Genomic DNA, 17,313 nt, shown 5'->3' with positions numbered 1-17,313 from the left:
AGCACGGCCATGAGGGCGAGCAGCGAATCGAAGAAGATTTCCAGCGAGCTCACGAGGCACTCCCAGGTGCGGCGGGGATAGGTGTCGGGGGACGGGCGGTACGACGGCGACGAGTCTATCCGGCGGGGATTCCCCGGTCTCGGTGAGGGCCGACACGTCGCCGTTAGGGTGTCGACTATGTCGAAGAAGCTGGTCATCAAGGTCACCGCCGGGGCCGATGCCCCGGAGCGCTGCTCGCAGGCCTTCACCGTGGCGGCGGTCGCCGTCGCCAGCGGGGTCGAGGTCTCGCTCTGGCTCACCGGCGAGTCCTCCTGGTTCGCCCTGCCGGGAAAGGCGGCGGAGTTCGAGCTGCCCCACGCGGCCCCGCTGCCGGACCTGCTCGGCTCGCTGCTGGCGGGCGGCCAGGTCACCCTCTGCACCCAGTGCGCGACCAGGCGCGGGATCACCCAGGAGGACGTGCTGGACGGCGTCCGGATCGCGGGCGCGCAGGTCTTCGTCAGCGAGATCATGGCCGACGACGTGCAGGCGCTCGTCTACTGACGGTCCGGGCGGTCCGGGCGGTCCTCGTGGTCCGGGCGGTCCCGGTCGTGGCCGGGGCCGTCCCAGTCCGGGTCGTCCCAGCGGGGGTCGTTCCACCAGTCGTCGTCCGGGTCGCGCCGGTTGACGGCGATCGCGGCGACGGGCGGGATCACCATCGCGACCACGCACATCCCGATCGCGGCGGGCACCGACCAGAACCGCACCACGCCCCACGCCAGGACGAAGAGCGCCAGGCAGACGCCCATCATGACGAAGTAGCGGACGTGCCGCCGGTGAGCCCGCACAGCTCCACGGTACGGCGAAGGCCCCCCGCCTGGGCAGGGGGCCTCGCTCACGTCAGCGGCTTCAGACCGCGATCGCGACCTCGGTCGGGTTGACCTCCTTGGAGGTCACCACCTGACGGTCGACCGTGGCGCCGGGGACCAGGGCGCGCAGCGTCCAGGTGCCCGGGCGGGCGAAGAAACGGAACTGGCCCGTGGCGGAGGTCGGGACCTCGGCCGTGAACTCGCCGTTCGCGTCGAGCAGGCGGACGTAACCGTTGACCGGCACGCCGTCCTTGGTCACCGAGCCCTGGATGATGGTCTCCTTGGCCACGTCAACTCCCGAAAGGTCCGGGCCACCCGGCAGTGCACCGCACATGTCTTGCTCCTCTATGACTTGGTGGTCGTTACCGGGGATCAGTCGCCGAGCTCGATCGGCACGCCGACCAGGCTGCCGTACTCGGTCCAGGACCCGTCGTAGTTCTTGACGTTCTGCTGGCCGAGCAGCTGGTGCAGCACGAACCAGGTGAGCGCGGAGCGCTCGCCGATGCGGCAGTAGGCGATGGTGTCCTTCGACAGGTCGACGCCCTCGGCCTGGTAGAGCGCGCGCAGCTCGTCGTCGCTCTTGAAGGTGCCGTCGTCGTTGGCGTTCTTCGCCCACGGGATGTTCTTCGCGGACGGGACGTGGCCCGGGCGCTGCGACTGCTCCTGCGGCAGGTGGGCCGGGGCGAGCAGGCGGCCGGCGAACTCGTCGGGCGAGCGGACGTCGACCAGGTTCAGGCTGCCGATGGCGGCCAGCACGTCGTCGCGGTAGGCGCGGATCGAGGTGTCCTGAGCCTGGGCCTTGTACTCGGTCGCGGCGCGCTCGGGCACGGCGGCGACGAGCTCGCGGGCGTCCAGCTCCCACTTCTTGCGGCCGCCGTCGAGCAGGCGGACGTCACCGTGGCCGTACAGCTTGAAGTACCAGAAGGCGTAGCTGGCGAACCAGTTGTTGTTGCCGCCGTAGAGCACCACGGTGTCGTCGTTGCCGATGCCCTTGCGGCTCAGCAGGGCCTCGAAGCCGGCCTGGTCGACGAAGTCGCGGCGGACCGGGTCCTGGAGGTCCTGCTTCCAGTCGATCCGGACAGCGTTGCGGATGTGGTTCTTCTCGTAGGCGGAGGTGTCCTCGTCGACCTCGACGACGACGACCTTCGGGTCGTCCAGGTGCTTCTCGACCCAGTCGGCGTCTACCAGGACGTCACTGCGGCTCATGGTCTGTTCTCCATCCGGGGGCGGTTGGCGGAAGAGTGCTGCTCAGAAGGGGCGCGGCGAGCCACGCTGGGCCGGTCGGTCCGAACTTGTGTCCGAATACTGAGACTGGTCGAGCTGGGATGGCGCCGTGCTGTCGTTCGAGAGTGCTCGGGGTGCGTCTGGCTGCTCGCAGGCGCAAGCGTGCCAGGTCAAGCCGGGGGCAAGGGTTCGGGCGGGCCGGAAGTACCGGTCAGAACCGCCCTGTCAGCGCATTCGACACAGGCAGGCGGAGACGCGGCACAGGTCTACCGCCCGCCGCTTCGTGAGGTCCGCCTGTCGCTTCATGCCGACGATGCTAGGGACCGGGAGCGGGGGCTGTCATCAGCGTGTCGAATATTGAGACCGATTCGCTCGCCAGTTGGGATTCGCCGACTTTCCGCACGCCGGAGGCCTGGCGGCAGGGCAGCCGGGGCCCTTGGCGGGCCTGGGGAGACCACGGGTCGGGACGGAAGTGGACCACCCGTCTCAAAGATCGGGACGCCGGCCGACCCGCTAGCCGAGCACCCGCAGGTCGTGGCCCTGGAAGGTGAGCAGCAGGCCGTCCGGGCGCGGCTCGGCGGTGGCCAGGCTCAGGCCGGCGGGCAGGTTGGTCAGAGTGAGGCTGCGCGGGCCCAGCGCGGCGTTGGCCGCGCCGTCCAGCAGGGCGGCCACGCCGGGCAGTTGGAAGCCGTCGGCGGTGATGGTGTTGCCGCTGCTGTGCAGCCGCCCCTGCCCGACCGGCACCCCCGCCAGGCTCGCCTTGACCAGCCCGGGGCCGCCGTAGGAGAGATCCAGGGGCTGGGCGCCCTGGATCAGCCGGGACACGTCCGGGTAGGGCACCAGCCCGGAGCCGCTGGCGCTGCGGACGGTCGCGCTGCGGTAGCCGTCACCGAGGCTGACGCCGGTCAGCCGGGCGTCGAAGGAGCGCAGCGCGACCTGCTGGCGCCCGTCGCTGACCGTCACGCCGTCACCGGAGAGCCGCACCTGGTCGAAGCTGCCGGCGGCCGCCTGGGTCAGGAAGGGGAAGCCCTCGATCGAGACGTGCGGGCGTGCGCCGAGCCGGCCGCTGCTGACCAGCTTGTCGGCCGCCTCGCCCTCCGCGACCCCCACGGCCATCCGGTCCGCCCCGACCAGCAGTCCGGCCAGCACCGCCAGGCCGATGGTCAGTTTCAGTACGCCGCGCATGTCGTGTCCCCGTCCGTCGTGTGGTCCTCGGGGTTAGACGTGCGGGGCGTACGGCCGGGTTCCGCGCTCAGCCGCCCGCGAACGGCGGGAGGATCTCGACGGTGCCGCCCTCGGTGAGCGCGACCTCGGCGTGCGGGCGGGCACCGACCTGGGCCGAGTCGACCAGGTACGAGCAGTGGCCGAGCAGGCGCAGCAGCTGGGGGCGGTCGGCGTGCCGGGCCCGGACGGCGTCCAGCGCCTCGGCGAGGGTGGCGGCCCGGTAGGGCTCCTCGGCGGTGCCGGCGGCGGCCTTGGCGGCGGCCCAGAAGTGGATCGTCCCGGTCGTCACCGGGCCGGCCCCGCCCGGTGTCACCCGCGCGGCTGAAGTCCCGGCGGTGCCGGTGGTGGTCGCGCTCACGGCGGCGCTCCTCTCGCTCTCGCCCGGTGCGGCGGACAGGCTCCTGGTGCCTGTGCGCCCACGTCCAAGGTGTACACGTACCGTGCGGCCGGTGCGGCTCCCATGATGGACCGGGCGCCACCCGCCCCGGCAACCCCCCCTGTTCACGGAGCCCCGCCGGGAGGGCCCCGATGTGACGTAGCCGGGTACGGATTCCCTCCCACCGCCGGTGGCGGTCGGCTATTCTCGTGGAGATGAGGGACCTGGGCAGAGTCGCCCCCGGGTCCTTTTGTGCTTTCAGGACGCACGTACGGAACGTCCCGACCAGTCGGCGCCCCACCCGCGCCGGCCTGCGGGACCGCCCCGCGGTAGCGGCACGACGAGGTGCCTGCGACCGGGAGCGGCAGTGCCTGCGCCGGGCCGCGCGCCCGGCGCCTGAGCAGACCGGAAGGTTCGACGGATGAGCAGTGCGGTGACGCGGCGCCAGGGGTTGCGGGACCTCCGGCACGCCACGGTGCGCGGCTCGGCCGGGGCCTGGTCTCACCGTTCGGACGCCCCGCCCCCACCCGCCACCGCGACCGGGCCCGCCACGTGCGACGGCCGGCCCGCCCCGGTGACCGCGACGACCCGGAAAGGGGACTAACCGGGTATGAGTTCTCTCCTCCTGCTCACCAACGCCCTGCAGCCTTCGGCCGAGGTACTGCCCGCCCTGGGCCTGCTGCTGCACAACGTCCGGGTGGCCCCGGCCGAGGGCTCGGCCCTGGTCGACACCCCGAGCGCCGACGTGATCCTCGTCGACGGCCGCCGGGACCTGCCGCAGATCCGCAGCCTCTGCCAGCTGCTGCGCTCCACCGGGATCGGCTGCCCGCTGATCCTGGTCGTCACCGAGGGCGGCCTGGCGGCCGTCACCGCCGAGTGGGGCATCGACGACGTGCTCCTCGACACCGCCGGGCCCGCCGAGGTGGAGGCCCGGCTGCGGCTGGCCACCGGTCGGCTGCAGGTCGTCTCCGAGGACAGCCCGATGGAGATCCGCAACGGCGACCTCTCGGTGGACGAGGCCACCTACTCGGCCAAGCTCAAGGGCCGGGTGCTCGACCTCACCTTCAAGGAGTTCGAGCTGCTCAAGTACCTCGCCCAGCACCCCGGCCGGGTCTTCACCCGGGCGCAGCTGCTGCAGGAGGTCTGGGGCTACGACTACTTCGGCGGCACCCGCACGGTGGACGTGCACGTCCGGCGGCTGCGGGCCAAGCTCGGCGTCGAGCACGAGCAGCTGATCGGCACCGTGCGCAACGTCGGCTACCGCTTCGTGGTGCCGGAGAAGCCCGACAAAGGAGAGCGGCCCGGACGGGAGCAGCGCACCGCCCTCGGCGCCCGCGAGGCCTGACGCCGGCCAGGCGTTCGGCTAGCTAGGCGCGTGCGCTGCCAATCTTCCGGTCCGCCTCGGTTCCGCTCAGCATCAGGGTGGTCTCCTCGATGCGGCGGAAGCGGCCGTCCTGGGCCAGCTCGGCGAAGACGTAGACCTCGACGCTGACGGCCGCGCCGTCGTGCTTCACCAGGTGGACGGTGTGGCGGTCGGCGTAGCGGTCGCCGTCGCGCAGTTCGTCGTGCACCTCGATCCGGCCCTCGGCGACCAGCGTGCGCAGGTGGGCGATGTGCTCGGCGAAGGCGTCGCGGTCGGCCCAGGAGCCGTCGGTGCGCTGGCGGTAGTCCGGGGTGAAGTGGCGCTCCAGCGCCTCGGCGAGCGGGAGCGCGGGGGTCAGCAGCAGGTCGGTCAGGGCGGAGCGGATGTCGGTCATGACGGCCTCCTCGGCACGAAGAAGCGTGCGCGGCGCACGCTTATGAGTAAGACCGTAGCACTAGATGCGTGCGCTGCGCACGCTATTCTTGAGGGCATGGACAACCGGACGGGTCACGAGATCGCCGAGGCGCTGGGCGTACTGCTGCGCCGCACCACCCGGGAGCAGCTGCACCGCAGCCTCACCGAGGGCCTGGGGGAGGCGGTCGACGAGCTCACCTACCCCGTACTCAGCGCCCTCGCCCGGACCGGGCCCCGCAGCGCCGCCGACCTGGCCGCCGACGTCGGCCTCGACCGCTCCGGCGTGACCCGCCGCGCCTCCCGGCTGGAGGCCGCCGGCCTGGTCCGCCGCGAGCCCGACCCGGCCGACCGCCGGGCCGCCCTGCTCGTGCTCACCCCGGCGGGCGAGCGCACCGTCACCGAACTGCGCGAACGGCTGGCCGCCCGGATCGCCGGCAGCCTCGACGGCTGGGCCCCCGGCGAGGCCGAGGCCTTCGCCGGGCAGCTGCGCCGCTTCGTGACCGACGGCCCGTTCTCGTGACCGACGGCCCGTCCGGCCGACGCCCATCCGGGTTGTCCGGGTATGCCGGATTGTGTCCTGAGCGCGCTGTGATCCGGCCCATATCCCCCGCCTGGGGGCTGGACGACCCGCGTAGACTCCCTCCGTGGCCAAGGTGACGCGCGACGATGTAGCCCGACTGGCTGGGACTTCGACCGCGGTCGTCTCCTACGTCATCAACAACGGGCCGCGCCCGGTCGCGCCCGCGACCAGGGAGAAGGTCCTCGCCGCGATCGAGGAGCTCGGCTACCGGCCGAACAGCGTCGCCCAGGCGATGGCCTCCCGCCGCACCAACCTGATCGGCATGGTCGTCCCCGACGCCCGCCAGCCCTTCTTCGCCGAGATGGCGCACGCCGTCGAACGCGCCGCCTCCGACCGCGGCAAGCTCGTCCTGATCGGCAACTCCGACTACGTCGACGACCGCGAGATGCACTACGTCCGCGCCTTCCTCGGCATGCGGGTCTCCGGCCTGATCCTGGTCAGCCAGGGCGCCCCGCAGCAGGCCGCCAAGGAGTTCGCCGCCATAGAGGGCGCGAAGGTGGTGCTGCTGCACCGCCGCCCGGAGGCGATCGACGACGTCTCGGTGGTCACCGACGACGTGGGCGGCGCGGAGCTGGCGGTCCGTCACCTGCTCGAGGTGCACGGCTACCCGACCGTCGCCTGCTTCGGCGGCCCGGTCGACACGCCCGTCCCCGGGGACCCGGTCATCGACCACGTCGAGGGCTGGCAGCGCGCGATGGACGCGCACGGCCTGCCCAGCGAGCACCTGCTGGTCGACGCCCCCTTCCACCGGTACGGCGCGTACGAGGTCGCCCTCGGGCTGCTGCGCTCCGCCGACCGGCCGCGCGCGATCTTCTGCTCCACCGACGACCAGGCGATCGGCGTGCTGCGGGCCGCCCGCGAGGTCGGGCTGCGGGTGCCGGAGGACCTCGCGGTGGCCGGCTTCGACGACGTGCCCGAGGCGGCGCTCGCCGACCCGCCGCTGACCACCGTCGCCTCCGACCGCGACGCGATGGCCCGCGCGGCCGTCGACCTGGTGCTCGACGACTCGCTGATGGTGCCGGGCTCGGACACCGAGCGGGTACGGAAGTTCCCGTCCCGGCTGGTCGTGCGGCGTTCCTGCGGCTGCTGAGGCGCCTGGCCTTTTATACGCCCTTGACCTGGCCTTATGAGAACCCAACGGGCTTCTCGGTCGGTTCTGAGCGGGCTCTCATCCGGTCTTCATCCGGGGGCCCGAGGTTAGTGCCCATGACCGAGCAGCAGCGTGACTCCGCAGAGCAGACCACCGCCGGTGCGTACGCCTCCCAGGGCCCGCACCTCGCCGAGGGCAACGTCATCGAAGGCACCGTCCTCGACAGTTCGGCCTCCTCACCGGAGGCTCCCCGGGGCAGCCACGCCCGCCGCGGCTTCCTGAAGGGCCGCCTGGCCCTGGTCACCGCCGTGGCCGCCGTCGCCGCCGTGCTCGGCGGGGTCGCGGGCGGGGTGCTGGCCGACGGCCGCGACGGCCGCAGCGCCGCCGCCGGCTCCAGCACCATCGTCAGCCCGGTCTCGGCCAAGACCGACGGCACGGCCGACGCGGCGGCGGTCAACAAGGCCGTCTCGCCGAGCGTCGTGCAGATCACCGTGAAGACCGGCAGCGGCACCGCGACCGGCACCGGCGTGATCCTCACCTCCGGCGGCCAGATCCTCACCAACTTCCACGTCATCTCCGGCGCCGTCGACGAAGGCGGCCAGGTCACCGTCACCTTCAAGGACGGCTCCACCGCGAGCGCCACCGTGACCGGCACCGACAAGAAGCTCGACGTCGCCGTGATCACCGCCAAGGGCGTCGGCAACCTGGCCCCCGCCACCCTGGGCGACTCCGACGCCGTCGCCGTCGGCGACTCGGTGGTGGCCATCGGCAACCCCGAGGGCCTCACCGGCACCGTCACCTCCGGCATCATCAGCGCCAAGGACCGCCAGGTCAGCGTCCAGGTGGACGAAGGCAGCACCCGGGGCAACGGCGGCTTCGGCCTCCCCCAGCTGCCCGGCTTCGGCCTCGGCGGCTTCGGCGGCGGCTCGGGCAGCGGCTCCGGTTCCTCGGGCTCCTCCGGCTCCTCCGGCTCCTCCGGTGCGGACACCGCCACCTACAAGGCGTTCCAGACCGATGCCGCGATCAACCCCGGCAACTCCGGCGGCCCGCTGATCAACGCCAACGGCCAGGTGATCGGCATCAACTCCGCGATGTACTCGGCGAGCGGCTCCAACTCCACCTCCGGCTCCAGCAGCGCGGGCAGCGTCGGCCTCGGCTTCGCCATCCCGATCAACGACATCAAGCGGGTGCTCCCCCAGCTCCAGGCCGGACAGAGCATCTGAGTTCCACCCCGTGCCGCCCGGGACGGCGGACAATGGCACCACCGGACCACCCACAGCCCGCAGCAGCTCACCGGATTCAGAAAGGGCCCGCGCCCATGACTCCCCCCGCCGACGACCGCACCCCCGAGGGCCTGGGCGCCCCCGCCCGACTGCTCGTGGTCGACGACGAGCCCGCGCTGCGGGACGCCCTGGAGAGCAGCCTCGCCTTCGAGGGGTACGAGGTGCTCACCGCCACCGACGGGTACGAGGCCCTGGACGCCGTCGAGCGCGAACGCCCCGACCTGGTCCTGCTCGACATCATGATGCCGCGGATGGACGGACTCACCGCCGTCCGCCGGATGCGCTCGCGCGGTGACACCGCGCCCGTCCTGATGCTCACCGCCCGCGACGCCGTCGGCGACCGCGTGACCGGCCTGGACGTCGGCGCCGACGACTACCTGGCCAAGCCCTTCGAGCTGGACGAGCTGCTGGCCCGCGTCCGCGCCCTGCTGCGGCGCAGCGCCATCGCCACCGAGGCCGCCCGCGCCGCCGTCGAGGAGGACGACAGCGAGGTGCTCGCCTTCGCCGACCTGCGGATGAACACCGCGACCCGCGAGGTCACCCGCGAGGGCAAGCCGATCGAGCTGACCCGGACGGAGTTCATGCTGCTCGAGATGTTCCTCTCCCACCCCCGCCAGGTGCTGACCCGCGAACAGATCCTCAAGGCCGTCTGGGGCTTCGACTTCGAGCCCTCCTCCAACTCCCTCGACGTCTACGTCATGTACCTGCGCCGCAAGACCGAGCAGGGCGGCATGCCCCGCCTCATCCAGACCGTCCGCGGCGTCGGCTACGCATTGCGCCCGGCCGCGGGCGCCGCAGCGTGAAGCCTCTGCACCAACTGGCCGGCTGGTTCCGCGGCCGGTCCTTGCGGACCCGGCTGGCCATGCTCACGGCCGCCGCCGTGGCGGTGGCGATCGCGCTGGCCGCGCTGGCCTGCTATTTCGTGGTCAGCGATCGGCTCTACCACCAGGTCGACGACAGCCTGGCCGGCGCACCGTCGAAGCTCCCCGCGCTCCCTACCAACCAAGGCCTGATCTCCCCGTTCGTGTTCTGCGGGCCGACCCCGGCCGTGGCACAGCAGACCGCCGAGCAGAACGACCCCGGTCGGCACAGCCAGCAGACCGAGGAGGCCATCTTCAGCGACAAGGTGTGTCTCGCCTTCGGCTCCTCCAAGGGGATCAAGACCGTCCCGGACGACACCGAACCGCACGGGCGCCCCTTTCTCCGGGACGGCACCTTTCTCGACGGCAGCCGTGCTCGCGTTCGGGTCGCCCTCAGCACCGAGCCCGTAACCCACCGGCCGCTCGTCCTGCTCACCGCCGTCCCGACCCAGGGTGTCGAGGACCAGCTCCAGAGCCTCGCGCTCATCCTCCTCGGCGTCGCCGCCCTCGGCGTGGTGGGTGCCGGACTGACCGGGCGGATCGTCGCTCGGTCGGCGCTCAAGCCGGTGGACGACCTCACGGACGTGGTCGAGCACATCGCCCGCACCGAAGAGGTCGGCTCCACCATCCCCGTGCACGGCAGTGACGAGATCGCCCGCCTCTCCTCCTCCTTCAACTCCATGAGCACGGCCCTCGCCAACTCCCGCGACCGCCAGACCCGCCTGATCGCCGACGCCGGACACGAACTCCGCACGCCCCTGACCTCCCTGCGCACCAACGTGGACCTCCTGATCCGCAGCGACCAGACCGGCCGCCCGCTGCCCGAGGCGACCAGGACCAAGATGCTGGGCAACATGAAGGCCCAGATGCAGGAACTCACCCTCCTGATCGGCGACCTGCTCGAGCTCTCCCGCCCCGACTCCGCCAAGAAGGAACGCCCGCACACCGTCGTCGCCCTGCACGAGATCGCCGACCGCGCGGTCGAACGCGCCCGCCTGCGCGGGCCGGGCCTGGTCTTCGAGGTCGACATCAACCCCTGGTACGTGGCGGGCGACGCGCCCTCCCTCGAGCGGGCCGTCATCAACCTCCTCGACAACGCCGTCAAGTACAGCCCGCCCGCCGGCACGGTCGAAGTCGCCCTGCGCGCAGGCGTGCTGACCGTCCGGGACCACGGCCCCGGCATCCCCGCCGAGGAGCTGGGGTACGTCTTCGACCGGTTCTGGCGCTCCCCCTCCTCGCGTCAGCTGCCCGGCTCGGGACTCGGCCTCTCGATCGTCGCCCAGACCGTGCAGGACTGCGAGGGCACCGTCACCCTCGGCCCCGCCACCGACGGCGGCCCCGGCGCCCTCGCGACCGTCCGCATCCCGGGCCAGCCGGACGTGCCACAGTAACGACCCTGGCCGACGGCTGGTCAGCTCTCTGCTGAACGCTGCTGTTCGCATCCGACCGGGCCCCAACTGTGGTGGCCCCGGGGTGTCTTCACAAGGGGACGGACCACATGCGGATCCGCAGATTCGTCGGCTCCGTGGCTGTCGGTACCGCACGCACACCGCCGTCACCGGCGGCAACACCGTCTGGAACGGTTACGCCCCCGAGATCACCATCGGCGACGGCGCCACCGGTTCGTCGGTCCACAACAACCTCATCACCCACGGCCCCAACGCCACTCCGTCAGCCTGCACCGGCCAGTCCGCCGACCACAACCTCGTCCACCCGGCGGCCGGCGGCCTGCGTGTCCGGGGTGGCCAGCCTCCCGGCGATGCCCCGGAACAAGGACTCCAGTGGCTCCGGACCGAGCCGGGCACGGGCCCGGCGCAGGGCCCCGACCCCAGCCGGCCACCCGGGCCGCCTCGAAGAGCCACACCCCGCCAACAGGGCGAGCCGGCCCGAGGCAACGGGCATGGCTGGCGGACTTCGACGTGTCCTACCAGTCGACCTCGCCGTCGTCGGTCAGCGTAGGACGCGAGACGGCGCCAAAGGATTCCCGCCGTTCGAAGTGCTCCATCGCGTCGGCGACGTGGTGGAGCCAGACGCCGAAGGTCGGCCAGCCGAGGAAATAGCCCTGGTCGTCATGGGCCGCGTACCCCAGGTGGTTGTGCCACGTCCCGGGCCCGGCGTCGATGAAGTGGTCATCGCCATCACCACCCGCAAACGGGACCCACGACATGCCCCACCAGGGCGTCTCAAGTTGATCAGCGTCATCGGGCTCCCAGATCCCCATCCGCATGAGGCGGATCGCAACGACCTCCTCGACCGGATACAGGGGTCCGCACGGCAGTGCACCAGGGAAGACGTCGCCGTTGTGACAGAGCAACGACTCACGCAGGTCGGACGGCAGCGGAATGCCGATGAGCGATTCCGCTCGGGCGATGGCATCAGGCGTGGCAGGCGGCCGGAGCGCGGCGAAGCTGGCCGGAGCGTGCTGGGCGAGCCAGGCGTCGATGCGCTTCCATGAGGCCGCTACAGGCGGGATCACTGGGTTGATGACGTTCTTCGGCGGATCGATCACAGCGGGATCCTTCCACGCCACTGTGACGGAACCGGGTCGAGAGTGACAGCCACCAGCACCGGTCAGAGCAACGGCATGGCGCTGATCAGCACCCCGGACCCCTCCGGCATACTGCTGCTCGCACCCGGCCGGGGGCCGTGTGCACCGCACTCTCCCAGGGGGAAGACCAGCCCATGCGGCTCCGCAGACTGGCCGGCGCCATAGCCGTCGGCACCACGATCCTCTCCGGCGGCCTGCCCGCCCTCCCGGCCGCGGCGACCGACCTGCCGGCCACGCTCTACGTCGACCACAACAACCAGGACTGCACCGACGCCGGGCCGGGCAGCGACAGCCTCACGCCGCTGTGCACCGTGGCAGCCGCGACGGCGCTGGCGCAGCCGGGGCAGACCGTGCTGATCGGCGGCGACACGCCGTACCGGGAACAGCTGGCGATCACCCGCTCCGGCAAGCCGGGCCTGCCGATCACCTTCGCGGGAGTGGGTGGCGAGGCGTACTTCGGGGGCATCGAGGCCCAAGGCCTCGACCAGCCCGCCGTGACGCTCACCGGCGTGCACGACGTGGTGGTCCGCGACCTCTACGCGAGCGCCTCCGGGGAGCCGTTCCTGGTCAAGGACTCCAACCAGGTGACGCTGGAGCACAACTCCGCGATCCAGCGGGGTGGCGACGGCCCGCTCGCCGGCATCCGGCTGACCGGCAGCACGACCGGCGCCGTGGTGCGCCGCAATTCCGTCGGGGCGACGCGCGGGCCCGGCATCCAGCTGGACGCCGGGGTCAGCGGCACCACCGTGACCACCAACGGCCTCAGGGCCAATCACGGTGGTGTCATCGCCTCAGGCGCCCCTGGCACCGTGGTCACCAGCAACACGATCGCCGGCGGTTGCGCGCCCGAGGTCTCGCTCGGTGACGGCTCGGCCGGCGCGACCGTCGAGAACAACGTGCTCGCCCACACCACCGGCGGCCTCCCCTGGGGCAGTTGCGCCGCCGACCAGGTGCCCGCCGACCTCAGCGTCACCGCCGGGGCGGCGAGCGGCACCAAGGCCGACTACAACGCGGTGCACAGCACCAACCCGTACAACTGGGCGGGCACCGCCTACGCCGACGCCACCGCGCTGCTGGCCGGGACCGGCCAGGGCGGCCACGACCTCAACGCCGATCTGAAGATGGACGGCAACGGCGTGCTGCAACCGGGGTCTCCCGCGATCGACTCCGCCGACCCGAACGCCCCCGGCGAGCTGGCCACCGACCGGATCGGCGTACCCGCCGTGGACGACCCGGTCGCGCCGAACGGAGCCTCCACCCGCGACCGGGGAGATTCGGAACGCCAGGGCATCGTCACCGGCGGCCTCGGCTACGGGAGCACCCCGGTGGGCGCCGCCCCGCTCACCGTGGAGATCACCGCCCAGGTCTCCGAGCTGTGGCCGGGTGGCACGCTCAGCTACTCGTACGACTTCGGCGACGGCACCCCCGCGCTGGTGACGACCAGTCAGCAGGTCAGCCACGTCTACCAGGCGACGGGCGTCTTCGTGCCCGTCGTCACGGCGAGCGACAACTTCGGCAGCAAGTACCGGGTCCTGGCCGACAGCCCGGTCAAGGTCTCCCCGCCCGGGCCGCCGCACGCCACGCTCTCGTACCAGGACGACACCGCCTACACCGCACCGCTCTCCTACGACTTCGACACCTCCCGCTCGGGCGGCCCGTGGCGGATCACCAAGCGCGTGATCGACTTCGGCGACGGCACGCCCGCCCACGAGTGCCCCGCCAACCCGACCGGCAACTACGGCGCGACCTGCGTGCACACCTACGCCAAGCCCGGGGTCTACCAGGCGAAGCTGACCGTCACCGACTCGACCGGCGCCACCGCGAGCAGCACCGTCGCGGTGACCGCCGCCTACCGGCCCGGTCTGCTCACCACCGACCACCCCCAGCGCGTGCTGGACACCCGCAACGGCACCGGCGCCCCCGCCGGCCGCCTCGGCCCCGGGCAGGAGCTCACGCTCAACCTCTCCGGACCGTCCAACACCCCGTACAACCCGCCGATCACCGACCGGAACGCCACCGCCGCCGTGCTCAACCTGACGGCCGTGAATCCGGACGCGGGGAGCTACCTGACGGTCTACCCCTCCGGCCAGGAGCGGCCCACCACCTCCAACAGCAACTTCGTGCCCGGGCAGACCGTCGCCCACCTGGTGACGGTGCCGATCGGCGCCGACGGCACGGTGAAGATCTACAACCGCTACGGCACGGTGAACGTGGTCGCCGACCTGGTCGCCTTCTACACGCCGCAGCACGTGGACTCCTCCACCGCCGAGACCCTCGCCGGCTTCACCGCGCTGCCGCCCACCCGGATCCTCGACACCCGCAACGGCACCGGCACCGGCCACGCCGCCCCGGCCGGCCCGCAGGGCCAGGTCTGCGTCCCCGTCCCCGCCTCGGCCGCCACCGCGCGCAGCCTGGTCCTCAACCTCACCGCCACGGGCTCCGACCAGGGCGGCTACCTCACGAACAACGCACCCGGGCAGACGCCCTGGAGCACCTCCCTGCTCAACTTCAAGCCCCAGGAGACGGTGGCCAACCAGGTCATCCTGCCCGTCACCAACGGCCAGGCCTGCGTCGCCAACTTCGTCGGCCACACCCACGTGGTCGCCGACCTCACCGGCTTCTACGGCACCGCCGGTGACCACTTCAAGCCCGTCCCCCCGGCCCGGCTGCTCGACACCCGGGCCGGCTCGCCGATCGGGCAGGACGCCACCCGCGTCCTGCCCGTGGCCGGCCGGGCCGGCGTCCCGGCCGACGCCACCGGCGCCGTCCTCGACCTCACCGCCGTCGACGCCTCCTTCGGCGGCTACCTGACCGCCTACCCGACCGGGGCCTCCCGCCCCGGCACCTCCAGCGTCAACTTCACCGCCAAGCAGGTCGTCCCGAACCACCTCACCACCGGCCTCGGCACGGACGGCTCGATCTCCCTCTACAACCGCTTCGGCACCACCGACACCGTAGCCGACGTCTTCGGCTACTTCACCAACACCGCCAAGTAGCTTGACCTGAAAGGGGCGTGGGATTCCTCCCACGCCCCTTCCGCATGCAACCGGCGCGCACCCAGCGTCGTCCCTTCCTCTGCCGGTACCGACGTTGCTGGGGGGCGGAGCGGATGTGGACCAGGCCGGGTGTGCGTCGCAGGGCGGTGGTCACCCTGCTGGCGGTGGTGGGCTTCCGGATCGTGCAGGTGCTGCCGGTGGTGGGCGCGCACCCGGCCGCCGCCCGTGACTTCGCCGCCTCGACCCGCACCGACCCGCTGTACGGGCTGGGTGAACTGCTCACCGGGGGTGGGCTGTTGCGGCTGTCGTACGCGCCGTTCGGGGTGCTGCCGATCTGGCTGGGAAGTCTGCTGCTCGGGGTGGCCACTCCGCTGATTCCCCGGGTCGCGGCACTGGCGGCCGAGGGCGCGGCGGGCAGGCGGCTGCTGAACCGGTACATCCGGGTGCCGGCCGTCCTGTGCGGCGCGGGCCTTGGCGGTTGGCTCGTCGCGTTCGCCGCCGGCCGGCATCTGGTCGACGGCGACCCGGTGCCGGTGCTCTGCATGACCGCCGGCACGGTGCTCGCCATGGCGCTCGCCGAGCTGATCTCCGCGCGGGGGCTCGGGGACGGGCTCGCGGTGCTGATGCTGGTCCAGTTCCTCGCCGTACTCCCGGGCCAGATCGAGGAGTTGTGGACCAGCAGCGGATGGGCCGCCGGGACTGTCGTGGTGGCCCTGCTGGTGCTGCTGGTCGCCCTGACCCACCTGCTGCGGCAGGCCGAGCGCCGCGTTCCGGTCCAGTACGCGAAGCGGTTGATCGGCCGACGCCCGTTCGGCTTCACCGCAACCTACCTGCCCGTCACCTTCGCCCGCACCGGGCTCACGGCCGCGAGCGTGGCACTCCTGCTCTCCCTCCCCGCCCTGGTCACCCCCAACTGGCTTAGCAGTCCCTGGTACGTGGTGGCGTTCGCCGTCCTCACCCTGGCCTGCACCGCCTTCGGCGCGGCAGCGGCCTTCGATCCGGAGCAGCTGGCGGACCAGCTCAAGCGGTACGGCGCCTTCATCCCGGGCATCCGCTCAGGCCGCCCCACCGCCGAATACCTGGCCTACGTCCACTCCCGCCTAACCTCCACCGGAGCCCTCGCCGCAACCGCCCTCGCCACCACCCCGTTCCTGGCCCTCGACCTCCTCACCACCCCCACCCACCACCCCCTCACCGCCACCGGCCTCCTCCTCACAGCCGCCACCACCACCTGGGCGGCCACGAGCCTGAAGCGCCAGCGCACTCAACCGGCGGATTTCGCCTGACCAGCGCCACCAACTGCCCACAAGCGCCCACCGATCGGGCGAACGGAGGCCGTTTTCCGAAGGCCCGTCGGGTAGCCGCTGCAAGGCTCCGCGCCATGAGCAACGAGATCACTGCGAAGGCCAAGCTGCCGGCCCAAGCGACGGCCGAGGACCTGCCCGTCGGCTACGCCGATCTGCTCGGCGACCTGAAGGCCGAGATCCAGGCAACCCAGATCCGCGTCCGGCGGATCGTCAACACCGAGATGATCTGCCACTACTGGCGCCTCGGCCGACTGATCCTCGACCGCCAGGAGCGGGAGGGCTGGGGCACGAAGGTCGTCCAGCGGCTCTCGACGGACCTGCGGACCGCCTTCCCGGGCCAGCGCGGTCTGTCGGTCCGGTCGCTCCAGTACATGCAGCGGATGGCCAGGAGCTGGCCCGAGCCAATTGTGCAACAGGCTGTTGCACAATTGCCCTGGGGACACGTCACGGTCCTGCTCGACTACGTCGAAGACCGCGTGACCAGGGACTTCTATGCCGAGCAGGCTGTGCAGCACGGCTGGTCGAGGAACGTGCTGGCCAATATGGTGTCCAGCCAACTTCACCTCCGCCAAGGCGCGGCGATCTCGAACTTCGACCGGACCCTCCCCGAGGGTTCGGACCTGCTGCGGGAGATCACCAAGGACCCCTACGTCCTGGACTTCACCCACCTGGGCACCGACCACGCCGAGCGGGAGCTGGAGGACGCGCTCGTGGAGCACGTGGTCCGCTTTCTGCAGGAGCTCGGCGTCGGCTTCGCCTTCGTGGGGCGGCAGTACCCACTGCAGGTGGGCAGGCAGGAGTTCCGGATGGACCTGCTCTTCTACCACCTGCGCCTGCACCGCTACGTCGTCATCGAGCTCAAGACCGGCCCGGCGCAGCCCGCGCACGTCGGCCAACTCGCCTTCTACACCGCCGTGGTGGACGACAAGGTCCGCGACCCCGAGCGCGACGATGCGACGCTCGGGATCCTGATCGCGGCCGACCGCGACCAGGAGGTGGTCCAGTACTCGCTGAGCGGCACTACTCAGCCGATGGCGGTGAGCACGTACGAGACGCTGCCGCCCGCGATGCGGGAGCTGCTGCCGACCGGCGAGGAGCTGGCGAAGGTCACGCACGACGTGCTGGACGCATACCAGGAGCAGTAGCACGCGGCTCACGCCAACAACTGGGCAGCAGCCTGCTGCCCGATGACGCCGGAGGGGG

At 71.8% G+C, this 17,313-nt stretch carries 18 protein-coding genes; 10 read left to right on the top strand and 8 right to left on the bottom strand.

Annotated features, from left to right (window positions below; genetic code table 11):
* The first annotated feature begins 177 nt into the window (after positions 1-177).
* Entirely contained in the window at positions 178-540 is a 363-nt protein-coding gene (locus tag ABT095_RS10680) for a DsrE family protein (RefSeq protein WP_350528971.1), read from the top strand.
* Here the strand turns inward: ABT095_RS10680 and ABT095_RS10675 are convergent.
* The 6 genes from ABT095_RS10675 to ABT095_RS10650 all read right to left on the bottom strand — a co-directional run bounded on the left by ABT095_RS10675 (position 534) and on the right by ABT095_RS10650 (position 3,567).
* The gene (locus tag ABT095_RS10675; RefSeq protein WP_350528970.1) at positions 534-824 is read right to left on the bottom strand and encodes a DUF3099 domain-containing protein; all 291 of its coding nucleotides are present in this window, start codon (positions 822-824) and stop codon (positions 534-536) included. The genes ABT095_RS10680 and ABT095_RS10675 overlap by 7 nt on opposite strands.
* Positions 825-885: 61 nt before the next feature.
* Positions 886-1,179, bottom strand: coding sequence for a DUF1416 domain-containing protein (locus ABT095_RS10670; protein ID WP_350528969.1), 294 nt, complete (start codon positions 1,177-1,179; stop codon positions 886-888).
* Between the two features lie 38 nt (positions 1,180-1,217).
* Complete coding sequence (locus ABT095_RS10665; protein ID WP_350528968.1) at positions 1,218-2,051, bottom strand: sulfurtransferase; 834 nt, start codon at positions 2,049-2,051, stop codon at positions 1,218-1,220.
* Positions 2,052-2,294: 243 nt separating this feature from the next.
* Positions 2,295-2,375, bottom strand: coding sequence for a putative leader peptide (locus tag ABT095_RS10660; RefSeq protein ID WP_350529122.1), 81 nt, complete (start codon positions 2,373-2,375; stop codon positions 2,295-2,297).
* A 207-nt stretch (positions 2,376-2,582) separates the two neighbouring features.
* A complete protein-coding gene (locus tag ABT095_RS10655; RefSeq protein WP_350528967.1) occupies positions 2,583-3,254 on the bottom strand; it encodes an LmeA family phospholipid-binding protein in 672 nt (223 codons plus the stop codon).
* Positions 3,255-3,321: 67 nt separating this feature from the next.
* A complete protein-coding gene (locus tag ABT095_RS10650; RefSeq protein WP_350529121.1) occupies positions 3,322-3,567 on the bottom strand; it encodes a MoaD/ThiS family protein in 246 nt (81 codons plus the stop codon).
* A gap of 712 nt (positions 3,568-4,279) precedes the next feature.
* Between ABT095_RS10650 and ABT095_RS10645 the strand changes: the two genes are divergently transcribed.
* Complete coding sequence (locus tag ABT095_RS10645; RefSeq protein WP_350528966.1) at positions 4,280-5,014, top strand: response regulator transcription factor; 735 nt, start codon at positions 4,280-4,282, stop codon at positions 5,012-5,014.
* Between the two features lie 22 nt (positions 5,015-5,036).
* Here ABT095_RS10645 and ABT095_RS10640 read toward each other — a convergent pair whose 3' ends face one another.
* Positions 5,037-5,426 carry a nuclear transport factor 2 family protein gene (locus ABT095_RS10640; RefSeq protein WP_350528965.1) on the bottom strand — a complete coding sequence of 130 codons (390 nt, stop codon included), beginning with the start codon at positions 5,424-5,426 and terminating at the stop codon, positions 5,037-5,039.
* Between the two features lie 96 nt (positions 5,427-5,522).
* Here ABT095_RS10640 and ABT095_RS10635 point away from each other — a divergent pair, with 96 nt between their 5' ends.
* The 5 genes from ABT095_RS10635 to ABT095_RS10615 all read left to right on the top strand — a co-directional run bounded on the left by ABT095_RS10635 (position 5,523) and on the right by ABT095_RS10615 (position 10,650).
* Positions 5,523-5,966 (top strand): MarR family winged helix-turn-helix transcriptional regulator, encoded by a 444-nt coding sequence (locus tag ABT095_RS10635; RefSeq protein ID WP_350528964.1) that lies wholly within the window; start codon positions 5,523-5,525, stop codon positions 5,964-5,966.
* A gap of 124 nt (positions 5,967-6,090) precedes the next feature.
* Positions 6,091-7,116 carry a LacI family DNA-binding transcriptional regulator gene (locus tag ABT095_RS10630; RefSeq protein WP_350528963.1) on the top strand — a complete coding sequence of 342 codons (1,026 nt, stop codon included), beginning with the start codon at positions 6,091-6,093 and terminating at the stop codon, positions 7,114-7,116.
* 116 nt (positions 7,117-7,232) lie between these two features.
* Positions 7,233-8,339: a S1C family serine protease gene (locus ABT095_RS10625; RefSeq protein ID WP_350528962.1), complete on the top strand. Its 1,107-nt coding sequence runs from the start codon at positions 7,233-7,235 to the stop codon at positions 8,337-8,339.
* Positions 8,340-8,434: 95 nt separating this feature from the next.
* A complete protein-coding gene (locus ABT095_RS10620) occupies positions 8,435-9,202 on the top strand; it encodes a response regulator transcription factor (protein WP_350528961.1) in 768 nt (255 codons plus the stop codon).
* Positions 9,199-10,650, top strand: a complete 1,452-nt coding sequence (locus ABT095_RS10615) for a sensor histidine kinase (RefSeq protein WP_350528960.1) — start codon at positions 9,199-9,201, stop codon at positions 10,648-10,650. The genes ABT095_RS10620 and ABT095_RS10615 overlap by 4 nt, the downstream gene beginning before the upstream one ends.
* Before the next feature lie 533 nt (positions 10,651-11,183).
* Here ABT095_RS10615 and ABT095_RS10610 read toward each other — a convergent pair.
* Entirely contained in the window at positions 11,184-11,768 is a 585-nt protein-coding gene (locus ABT095_RS10610; RefSeq protein ID WP_350528959.1) for an SMI1/KNR4 family protein, read from the bottom strand.
* 173 nt (positions 11,769-11,941) lie between these two features.
* Between ABT095_RS10610 and ABT095_RS10605 the strand changes: the two genes are divergently transcribed.
* The 3 genes from ABT095_RS10605 (at position 11,942) to ABT095_RS10595 (ending at position 17,255) form a co-directional block, all read left to right on the top strand.
* Positions 11,942-14,803 (top strand): PKD domain-containing protein, encoded by a 2,862-nt coding sequence (locus ABT095_RS10605; protein WP_350528958.1) that lies wholly within the window; start codon positions 11,942-11,944, stop codon positions 14,801-14,803.
* A 131-nt stretch (positions 14,804-14,934) separates the two neighbouring features.
* Entirely contained in the window at positions 14,935-16,089 is a 1,155-nt protein-coding gene (locus tag ABT095_RS10600) for a SecY family transport protein (RefSeq protein WP_350528957.1), read from the top strand.
* A 95-nt stretch (positions 16,090-16,184) separates the two neighbouring features.
* The gene (locus ABT095_RS10595) at positions 16,185-17,255 is read left to right on the top strand and encodes a PDDEXK nuclease domain-containing protein (protein WP_350528956.1); all 1,071 of its coding nucleotides are present in this window, start codon (positions 16,185-16,187) and stop codon (positions 17,253-17,255) included.
* Positions 17,256-17,313 lie beyond the last annotated feature (58 nt).

This window comes from Kitasatospora sp. NPDC002227 (assembly GCF_040296285.1).
GTDB lineage: Bacteria > Actinomycetota > Actinomycetes > Streptomycetales > Streptomycetaceae > Kitasatospora.
This window is presented reverse-complemented; position numbering and strand designations above follow the sequence as displayed.

Coding starts and splice junctions, on each gene's coding strand:
- ABT095_RS10595 (WP_350528956.1), top strand. CDS start 16,185: ATGAGCAACGAGATCACTGCGAAGGCCAAGCTGCCGGCCCAAGCGACG.
- ABT095_RS10670 (WP_350528969.1), bottom strand. CDS start 1,179: ATGTGCGGTGCACTGCCGGGTGGCCCGGACCTTTCGGGAGTTGACGTG.
- ABT095_RS10660 (WP_350529122.1), bottom strand. CDS start 2,375: ATGAAGCGACAGGCGGACCTCACGAAGCGGCGGGCGGTAGACCTGTGC.
- ABT095_RS10645 (WP_350528966.1), top strand. CDS start 4,280: ATGAGTTCTCTCCTCCTGCTCACCAACGCCCTGCAGCCTTCGGCCGAG.
- ABT095_RS10635 (WP_350528964.1), top strand. CDS start 5,523: ATGGACAACCGGACGGGTCACGAGATCGCCGAGGCGCTGGGCGTACTG.
- ABT095_RS10665 (WP_350528968.1), bottom strand. CDS start 2,051: ATGAGCCGCAGTGACGTCCTGGTAGACGCCGACTGGGTCGAGAAGCAC.
- ABT095_RS10655 (WP_350528967.1), bottom strand. CDS start 3,254: ATGCGCGGCGTACTGAAACTGACCATCGGCCTGGCGGTGCTGGCCGGA.
- ABT095_RS10680 (WP_350528971.1), top strand. CDS start 178: ATGTCGAAGAAGCTGGTCATCAAGGTCACCGCCGGGGCCGATGCCCCG.
- ABT095_RS10605 (WP_350528958.1), top strand. CDS start 11,942: ATGCGGCTCCGCAGACTGGCCGGCGCCATAGCCGTCGGCACCACGATC.
- ABT095_RS10640 (WP_350528965.1), bottom strand. CDS start 5,426: ATGACCGACATCCGCTCCGCCCTGACCGACCTGCTGCTGACCCCCGCG.
- ABT095_RS10625 (WP_350528962.1), top strand. CDS start 7,233: ATGACCGAGCAGCAGCGTGACTCCGCAGAGCAGACCACCGCCGGTGCG.
- ABT095_RS10620 (WP_350528961.1), top strand. CDS start 8,435: ATGACTCCCCCCGCCGACGACCGCACCCCCGAGGGCCTGGGCGCCCCC.